Origin of the sequence: Halomonas sp. BC1, assembly GCF_002078135.1 — a bacterium.
GTDB classification, from domain to species: domain Bacteria; phylum Pseudomonadota; class Gammaproteobacteria; order Pseudomonadales; family Halomonadaceae; genus Vreelandella; species Vreelandella stevensii.
This window is the reverse complement of sequence record NZ_LFGS01000019.1, coordinates 249,141-258,471: the sequence shown is the minus strand read 5'-3', so window position 1 is coordinate 258,471 and position 9,331 is coordinate 249,141. Positions and strand designations below refer to the sequence as shown.

Genomic DNA, 9,331 nt, shown 5'->3' with positions numbered 1-9,331 from the left:
TTCACCTTGGCGAATGGTGGCCGTGCGCTGGTTGGCGGTAATCACCCGTGGCTGCGAGATGGTCTGACTCTTGCCTTCGCTTTCCAGGGCACGCAGCTCCAGGTCGAGCAGAATATCCCCGGAGAGATAACCAAAGCTGAAACCGGTACTGGCCGCGGAGGCAGAGCCCAGGTCCACCGCCAGTCCGCCCTGGGCACGGTTGAGCCCTCCTGGGTTGATGTTACGCGGCACGAACTGCCCAGCATCGCTTTCCATGAAGCCTCGCGTGCTGGAGACGCCCCAGTTCACGCCCAGCTCCCGGGAAGCGGTGTCTCGGGCTATCACGATACGCGCCTCGATCTGCACCTGGCGCACGGCCACATCCAGCCTGTCCAAAGTACGCATGATGTCGCGTACCTGTTCCGCGGTATCCTGAATGAGCAGCGTATTGGTGCGCTGGTCTACGCTGACACGGCCGCGGTCGGTCAGCAAGCCAAATCCGTCACCGCCACGCAACAGCTGCGCCAGGTTCTCTGCCCGCGCATACTTGACTTCGACGAATTCGGTAATCAACGGGGCCTGGGTCTGCTGCTGGTTGCGCGCCTCGATCTCCTGCCGCTCCAGGTCGGCCAGCTCGTTGGCGGGGGCCACCACGATGACATTGCCCTGCTCACGGCTGGAGAGCCCCTGGCTTTGCAGGATCAGCGCCAACGCCTGATCCCAGGGTACGTCGTTCAGGTTCAAGGTGACGCGCCCCGTCACGCTGTCGCTGGCCACCAGGTTCAGGCCGGTAAACTCGGCCAGCGTCGCCAGCACGGCACGCACTTCGATATCCTGGAAGTTGAGACTCAAGCGCTCGCCAGTGAACGACTGCCCTTCGCGCTCGCGCTGCTGTTGAGGCGCCTGGCTGGCCGGCTGGACCTCGATGGTCAGCGTGCGGCCACTCTGCGAGGACAACATGGCGTAAGGGCCCTCCGTTTGCAGCTCCAGCAGCGTGTCACGCTGCCCGGAACGGGGCGTGATGCGGGTAACCGGCGTAGCAAAATCGGTGACATCGTAAATCTGGTTCAAGGCATCGGGGATGTCCACGTCACGCAGTTCGGCAATCACGCGCCCCCCACTGCCTTCTCGCACCTGCGTGACGACACCGTCACGGTCGAAGGCCACCAGCAGGCGCCCCGAGCCATCCGTACCCCGGCGGAAGTCGATGTTACTGACCTGAGGGCCTTGAGCGGTTGCCAGGCCTCCTTGGGGCGCGGTATCAGGCGAGAGCGTAATCCTCAACCGGTCGCCGTCGACCCGTGAGGTGTACTCAAACGGCTGACTCAGGTCGACCACCAGCCGCGTGCGGCCATTGCCCTCTAGTGCGGTGATCCGCTCGACGCCCGCATTGCCGACGTTGATGCGACGCTGTGCCAAGCCGCTTTGCGTATCGGCCAAGTCCAGCGCCAGACGCGGCGGCGCATCCAGGCGATAGCCGCTCAGCTCCGCCACGCCACCGCTGAACTGCAGCAGCAGCTCCACATCGCCACGCGAGGTTTCTCGAACGTCCAGCGCCGTGAGCACGGAACCCCAGGCCAGCGCAGGCATCATGGTAAACAGGGAAAGCGTTATTTGGCGGAGCGCGATGGCCATAAAAGTCATCCAGTAACTGAAAAAGGTCGACACTATTGTAAGGGCGAAACTATTGGGCAGCAGACGCGGGGCGGTTTACTCCAACGTCAGCGCCGCCGGGCGCTCCTGCCAGCCTTGCTGCTGATCGAAAACGCGCTCGGCCAGACGCACTTCCTGCGGCGCTATGGCCGTAATGCGGCCATGGTCAGTGCCCAGGTAGTCGCCCACCCTGACACGGATCACGCTGCCATCCGGAGCAGCGATCATGCCCACCTGCTGACCGCCCATACGCAGCGTACCCACCAGGCGCAGCGATGACAGAGGAAACTGCTCCAGCGGCTCGGGAGAACGCTGCTGGTCGGGGGCCAACGCACTTTCCAACAGAGCCGTCGCGGCCTGGGTACGAATGCTCTCGGGCGCTAAAAAAGGGCTTCGCGCATCACTATAACGGTAAGCGACGGCTCGGTAATCGGGGATCGTCGGTATTTCTACCGGCGGCTGCCCCGCTGGGCTGCGCCGAATGTCGCTGAGCTGTTCGTCCAGCTCGCCAAGGTTGGCTTCTCCACACCCGGCCAGCAGCAACAGTCCCCCTACCATGCCTGGCCACCGCCTCATGGCGTGCCCCCCTGCTGTGCATCTTCTATATAGCTATACGTACGCGCCAGTAACGACATACGTAGCGTATCGCTGCCCTGCTCGACCGGCACCAGCGTGACATCCTGCTGGGTAATGATCCGCGCCTGCTGGCTGATATCTGCCGCAAAGCGCGCCAATTCGTGATACCCGCCCCTGACCTGAATATCGAACGGATGCTCTACATAGTGGGTATTACGCACCGTAGGCCGTAGGCGAATGGTCTCGATGGTCAGGTTATTGCTCACCGCGGCATCGCTGATGCCGTCCAGCAGCGTCGGGATTTCCGCACTGGTGGGCAGCATGGCGCGCATCGAGGCAATCTGCTCTTCCAGCAACATCAACTGGTCGCGCACTTCCGGCAAGAACGCGGCCTCGCCGACCTTGCCACGATACTCCCCCAACAGGCGCACTTCCTGGCGCTGCGCCGCCTCCAACGCGGCGCGTTTCTCGCCAAGCAGCCACCAGCTCAGCCCACCGAACACGATGACGAATGCCAGCAAGCAGCACAGGCCTTTCAACAAGGTGGGCCACTCGCCCGCCTCTTTTATATTCAGCGCTTGCCAATCGACGCTCTGCAGACGCTGCCACTCGTCACGCCACCGCTCTCGGCTCCAGATCATGGCGTCGCCTCCTCACTACCGGGCAGCACTTGCACCACCTCGAACTGAAAAACCCGGCTGGTGCCATCCTGGCCGCTGGCAACTTCCGACAACAGCGGCACTCCCAAGCCTGGCATGTCGGCGATTTGACGAAGCTGCTCAGATACCTGCCACTCGTTACCGGCCATGGCCGAAATACTGACACGGTCACCACTGCGCGCCAGACGCTGATACACCACACCATCGACCACGCTGGCGGCGATGTCATTGAATAGCTTGACCGTGCTGGCGCGCTCGCCCTGCAGCGTTTGAAACAGCGTCAGCTGCTCACCCAGCCGGGCCACTGAGGCCTGATAGCGTTGCACATCGGCAATTTCACTGTTCAGGCGCTCGATCTGCTGCGCAATATAAGCATTGCGCTGCTGCTGCGCTGCCAGCTTCTGCTGATAAAGTTGCGAAGCGCCCAGCCCCAGGCCCACCGCCAGCAGCACCATCATGATCAACAGTTTGTAAAAGCGCTGTGTTCGGCGCTGGCGGCGCGACTCACGCCAGGGCAGCAGGTTGATGGTAATACTCATAGCCCGGCCCTCATGGCCAGCCCACCGGCGGTCAGCATGGTATGCGCATCATTGGTGAGGCCTTCGATGTTAAGCCGTTTGTTGATCCGCATGCGTTGAAACGGGTTGGCAATGGTCACCGGCATGCCGCTATCGTCGGCGATGCGTTCTGCCAGCCCGGGAATCACGCTGGACCCGCCAGCCAGAACGATATGCTGCACTTCGTGCTGGCGGCCAGCGGTGTAGTAAAGCTGCAGAGAGCGCCCTACCTGTTGCACGACCGTATCGAGAAACGGGTTGAGCACTCTCTCCTGATAGTCATCGGGCAAGCCGCCGCGTTTCTTGGCAAATCCGGCTTCTTCGATACTGAGCGAATAGTGATCGCGGATGGCATCGGTCAACTGCTTCCCGCCAAAGACCGTGTCGCGGCTATAGACGATATGGCCACCGCGCACCACATGGAAGGCATTCATATTGGCACCGATATCCACCAGCCCCACGCAGGCGCTGGGGTCACTATCCACCTTCAACTGACAGCGCAGCTCGGCCAACGAGCGCTCCATGGCGAAGGTTTCCACGTCGACGGCAGCGGGTTCGAGCCCTGCACGCTCCAGGGTTTCGGTCAATTGGGAGACATCCTGCTGGCGGCAAGCGACCAGGATGACCTGCTGCTGCTCTTCATCGGAAGGCGCAGGGCCCAGGCAGTGAAAATCGAACGCCACTTCACTGAACGGAAAGGGGATATGGCGGTCAGACTCGGCGATGATCCGCTCTTCTATTTCGTCTTCGCTGAGCGAGACGGGAAATTGAAGTGTTTTGGTAATCGCGGCGCTGGCAGGAACAGCGACGGCGGCCTTACGCGTCGAAGGCTTGGCATGCTCCACTGCCCGACTCAACACGTTGGCCACATCGTTGATATCCCGGATACGCCGCTCGACCACTGCGCCTTCACGCAGAGGGCACACGGCGTAGCTTTCTACCTGAAAGTTGTCATTGCTCTGCTTGAGTTCGAGCAGCTTGACGGTCGCCGAGGCAATATCGACACCAATCAACCCTTTACTGGGTGTTAGTAAGCGCATGTTGAGTTCGGCTCCGCCTGCCTATCGTGCAAGTTTCGAGGTTACATGATTTTTGCCTGGGGCACACGCCGATGCCTCTACGCCATATCAACACTGGTGGCCGCTGCTTCCCCTTCCTATAATGGCAGCCATTGCGCGCTATGGCGGTTACACCACCATACCTACTCTCTTTTCATGGGTGCCCACTGTTCATGACGTTTTTACGAACTCTAGTGCTGTCGCTATTTTCGCTGGTCGTTGCGCTGATGGGCGCCACGGTACTGGCGGTCATCGGCGCGGCGATCTATTTCTCTCCGGGGTTACCCGACGTTCGGCAACTGCAGAATTTCGAGCTGCACACACCGTTACGCATCTACACCAATGACGGCAAGCTGATTGGCGAGTTTGGTGAAGAGCGCCGCATGGCGATCGACTTCGATGAAATCCCGGACGACATGGTCAACGCGCTGATTGCCGCCGAGGATGCCAGCTTCTTCAACCATGCTGGTGTCGACCCTCGTGGCCTGGCCCGGGCAGCGGTCGAGCTGGTACAGAGCGGTGGTGCCATTCAGTCCGGTGGCTCCACCATCACCATGCAGGTGGCACGTAACTACATGCTGACGCTGGATCAGACGTTCACGCGTAAAATACGCGAGATCCTGCTGGCCCTGCAGATGGAAAAAGTGCTCAGCAAAGAGGAGATCTTCGAGCTCTACGTCAACAAGATCTTCCTTGGCAACCGCGCCTACGGTATCGCCGCGGCAGCGGAAACCTACTACAACAAGCCGCTGGCCGAGCTGAGTCTGGCCGAAACCGCCATGATTGCAGGCCTGCCCAAGGCGCCGTCTGCCTTCAACCCGCTGGCCAACTCCGAGCGCTCGCTGATTCGCCGTAACTGGATCCTGTTCCGGATGCGCGAACTGGGCTACATCGATAACGAAGCGTACCAGGCCTCAGTGCAGGCCCCGGTCACCGCCCGTCGTCACTTCACCCAAACCGAAGTGGATGCCGCCTACGTCTCGGAGATGGCGCGCCAGTACGCCATCGAGCGCTTTGGCGATGCGGCCTATACCGGCGGCTACCGCATTTACACCACCATCGACAGCACCATGCAGCCCTTCGCCCGTCAGGCGCTGGCCAACGGCCTGATTGCCTATGACCTGCGTCACGGCTGGCGTGGTGCCGAGCAGCGTGAAATTGCGTCCAGTCTGGTCGAAGCCCAGGAACAGACCAACACCCAGGGCTTAGAAGAAGAGCTCTCGGAGTCTCCTGAAATTCGCCAGACCGCCCGCCAGGCCGCCCAGCGCAGCCAGACGGAAGTGGACGGTGTCGATGGCGACGTGAGTAACTGGCTGCAGGTACTCGAGCGTACGCCCAACTACGGCCTGCTGCGCCCCGCCATCGTGGTCGAAAGCAGTGGCCGTGAAATGCAGGTACTCACCCGTGGCGGTGAACTGCACACCATCACTTGGAGCGGCTTGAGCTGGGCGCGCCCCTACCTCAGCCCGCGCAGCCGCGGTGCCGAACCCAGCAGCGCCAGCCAGATTGCCGAGCGTGGCGACCTGATTCGCGTCATCGAGAACGACGATGGCTCCTTGCGCCTTTCCCAGCGCCCGGATGCCGAAGGCTCACTGGTAGCCCAGGACCCGCGTACCGGTGCGATTCTGGCCCTGCAAGGTGGCTTCGACTTCAACGCCAGCAAGTTCAACCGCGCCGTGCAAGCTCAGCGCCAGTCGGGCTCCATCTTCAAGCCGTTCATCTATTTAGCGGCTCTGGAAGATGGTGAAATGAACGCCGCCAGCGTCGTCAATGACGCGCCGGTCGTGCTGGACGACGGCAGCAACGCCCTGTGGCGCCCGGTGAACTCCAGCCGTGACTTCCAGGGCCCCATGCGCCTGCGCCCTGCGCTGGCTCGCTCTCGCAACCTGGTCACCATTCGTGTGCTACAAACCATGGGGCTGGATCACACGATCCAGTATCTGGAAGGGTTTGGGTTTGCGCCCCAACGCCTGCCGCGCGGCCTGTCGCTGGCGCTGGGCAGTGCCGACCTCACCCCGCTGGAAATGACCAATGCCTACGCCGTGATTGCCAACGGCGGCTTCCAGGTCTCCCCCTGGTTCATCGACCGGATTACCCGCGACGATGACAACGAGTTGATCGACGAAGCCACCCCGCAAGTGGCCTGTGCCAGCTGTGCCGAAGGCCAGGAAACCGTGGAAATCGATGGCAAGACCTACCCCGTTGCGCCCCGCGTGGCCGATGCGGCGGCGGTGTATATCCTGCGTGACATGCTGCGCGACGTCATTACCTCGGGCACTGGCCGTGCAGCGCTCAGCCTGAATCGCGATGACATCGTGGGCAAGACGGGCACCACCAACAGCCAACGGGATGCCTGGTTCGCGGGCTTCAACGGCGACCTGGTGACCACCGTTTGGGTGGGCAAGGACAGCAATGAAACCATCGCCGAGTACGGTGCCAATGCCGCCCTGCCCATCTGGATAGAGTTCATGGGGGATGCCCTGGCAGGCTCGCCCTCAGCGATCCCCGAGCGGCCTTCCACAGTCATATCGGCACGCGTGGACGCCTCCACTGGGCGACGCTTGCACGATGACCAGTCAGGCGGTATTTCCGAGCTGTTCCACCGCGACCACTTGCCGGACTATCAGGCCCGAGGCATCAGCCAGGAGCTGGAAGAAGCCAGCGGCTCGCAGGGGTCAGGCGCGGCAGAGTCGATCTTCTAACCGCCCGTCAGGACCGCGCTGCGGGATAGCCTGGCCTGAACCGCAGGCATGAAAAAGCCCGGGAACCTCTCAAGGTTTCCGGGCTTTCTTTTGGGGATGGCCGTTAGCTCGGTACGCTCAGATTTTCACGACGGCTGGCCTGCCAGTTGGCTGCGATGACCACGCTCATGACCACCACGCCGACGACTTCTGTCCACAGGCTGGGGTAGAACACCGCGAAGATCGCGCCACCAATGGCCAGACGCGGCAGCCATGACATGCGCGTAAACAGATAGCCCTCCAGCGAAGCGGCAAACGCCCCCAGCGCCAGGATGGCAATGACCCCGTTCCAGATCACCACCGGCACCGGGCCACCCACGATGATTTCCGGGTTGAACACCATGAACAGCGGAATCAGGTAGAGGCCCTTGGCAAACTTCCACGCCTGCACGCCGGTCTCCATGGGTTTACTGCCCGCAATCGCTGCCCCGGCAAAGCCTGCCAGGGCGATGGGAGGCGTCACGTTGGAGTCCTGGGAGTACCAGAACACCACCAGGTGAGCGATCAGCAGCGGCACGCCGAACTCGGCGGTCAAGGCCGGACCGACCAGTACGATCAGCACGATATAGCTGGCCGTTACGGGCAGCCCCATGCCCAGAATCAAGCTCGCCAGCAGGACCATCACCAGCGCCAGCACCAGGTTACCGCCAGAGAAGGCCAGCATCATGGAGGAGAACTTGAGCCCCAGGCCGGTCAGCCCTACGACACCTACGATGATGCCCGCCACGGCACAGGCCATGGAAACCGCCACGGCATTGCGCGCGCCCAGCTCCAGCCCTTGCACAAGCTTCACCAACCCTGCCCACAGCACGCCCCTGGTGCGCTCCAGGGTCACGGGCTGGCCCTGTTTGGGGGCCACGAAGAAGTACCACAGCGCGTAGCGAATCACCGCCACGGCAATCATGGTCACCACCGCGTAGTAGCCCACTCGCATGGGCGACATGCTCATGGCCAGCAGCCATACCAGCACCGCCAGCGGCAGCAGGAAATGCCAGCCATCCTTCATTACCTGGCGCATCTGCGGCAGCTCGCTCTTGGGCATGCCCTGCATGCCTTGCTTCAAGGCGATGATGTGGACAAAGAGATACACCGTGGCAAAGTACATGATGGCCGGCAGAATACTGATCTTGACGATTTCCAGGTACGGCGTATTGGTGTACTCGGCAATCAGGAACGCCCCGGCCCCCATCAGCGGCGGCATGATCTGCCCACCGGTAGAGGCCGCCGCCTCGATGCCGCCCGCCTGCTTCGGCTTATAGCCCAGCTTTTTCATCAGCGGAATGGTGAACGCTCCGGTGGTCACCACGTTGGCGATGGCACTGCCAGAAATCGACCCCATGCCCGCAGATGCCAGCACCGCCGCCTTCGCCGGGCCACCACGCTGCCTGCCCGTGGCTGCGTAAGCCATGTCGATGAAGAACTTGCCTGCGCCCGTGCTTTCCAGAAACGCGCCAAACAGGACGAAAATGAAGATATAAGTGGCGGCCACGCCCAGCGGTAGGCCGAAGATACCTTCCTGCCCCAGATAAAGCTGGCCCGCCACGCGGTCGAGGCTGTAGCCACGGTGGGCCAGAATGCCGGGCATCCACTCGCCCAGCCAAGGCAGCTCGCCCCTTGGCCCGGCAAAGGCATAGATGATCGCCAGAAGGCCAATGATCGTCATGCCCAGGCCCACCGCACGGCGACTGGCTTCCAGTACGGTCACCGTGGCAATACAGGCCACCAGAATGTCCGTCTCGTTCCAGAACCCGGCGCGGCTGAAAATGGCGTCCAAGTTGAGCACCAGATACCCCCCGGTGATCAGCGCCCCGGCAAAAAAGATAAAATCGATCCCCCAGCCCAGCACACCGCGTTTACGGTGAGGGCCAAAGGCAGGAAACATCATGAAGGCCAACAGCATGATCAGCGCAAGGTGGATACTACGCTGATAGAAGAGACCCAGGGGTTGAATACCCGCAGAATAGAGCTGGAATAACGAAAGCCCCACGGCAACAATGGTGATACACCACAGCACGATGCGGGGTTGAATCGCATTCCCGCCCGGCATGATGACCGGCGGTGGAGTGGATTCGTTCATGAAGTCCTCGGAAGCGTTAGCAAACTTATAC

7 protein-coding genes are annotated in these 9,331 nt (G+C 61.7%); 1 reads left to right on the top strand and 6 read right to left on the bottom strand.

Annotated features, from left to right (window positions below; all coding sequences use genetic code 11):
• The 5 genes from pilQ to pilM form a co-directional block, all read right to left on the bottom strand.
• A partial coding sequence (gene pilQ, locus B7L72_RS15230; RefSeq protein WP_081195343.1) for a type IV pilus secretin family protein occupies positions 1-1,614 on the bottom strand: 1,614 nt, incomplete at its 3' end.
• A gap of 75 nt (positions 1,615-1,689) precedes the next feature.
• Positions 1,690-2,208 carry a pilus assembly protein PilP gene (locus B7L72_RS15225; RefSeq protein WP_232710855.1) on the bottom strand — a complete coding sequence of 173 codons (519 nt, stop codon included), beginning with the start codon at positions 2,206-2,208 and terminating at the stop codon, positions 1,690-1,692.
• Positions 2,205-2,849: a type 4a pilus biogenesis protein PilO gene (locus B7L72_RS15220; protein ID WP_081195341.1), complete on the bottom strand. Its 645-nt coding sequence runs from the start codon at positions 2,847-2,849 to the stop codon at positions 2,205-2,207. Before B7L72_RS15220 ends, B7L72_RS15225 begins: the two co-directional genes overlap by 4 nt.
• Positions 2,846-3,406 (bottom strand): PilN domain-containing protein, encoded by a 561-nt coding sequence (locus B7L72_RS15215; RefSeq protein ID WP_081195339.1) that lies wholly within the window; start codon positions 3,404-3,406, stop codon positions 2,846-2,848. The genes B7L72_RS15220 and B7L72_RS15215 overlap by 4 nt, the downstream gene beginning before the upstream one ends.
• Positions 3,403-4,464 carry a type IV pilus assembly protein PilM gene (pilM, locus tag B7L72_RS15210; RefSeq protein ID WP_081195337.1) on the bottom strand — a complete coding sequence of 354 codons (1,062 nt, stop codon included), beginning with the start codon at positions 4,462-4,464 and terminating at the stop codon, positions 3,403-3,405. The genes B7L72_RS15215 and pilM overlap by 4 nt, the downstream gene beginning before the upstream one ends.
• Positions 4,465-4,655: 191 nt before the next feature.
• Between pilM and B7L72_RS15205 the strand changes: the two genes are divergently transcribed.
• Positions 4,656-7,184: a penicillin-binding protein 1A gene (locus B7L72_RS15205; protein WP_081136486.1), complete on the top strand. Its 2,529-nt coding sequence runs from the start codon at positions 4,656-4,658 to the stop codon at positions 7,182-7,184.
• A gap of 103 nt (positions 7,185-7,287) precedes the next feature.
• Here B7L72_RS15205 and B7L72_RS15200 read toward each other — a convergent pair whose 3' ends face one another.
• Entirely contained in the window at positions 7,288-9,300 is a 2,013-nt protein-coding gene (locus B7L72_RS15200; RefSeq protein ID WP_081195335.1) for a TRAP transporter permease, read from the bottom strand.
• Between the last annotated feature and the right edge of the window lie 31 nt (positions 9,301-9,331).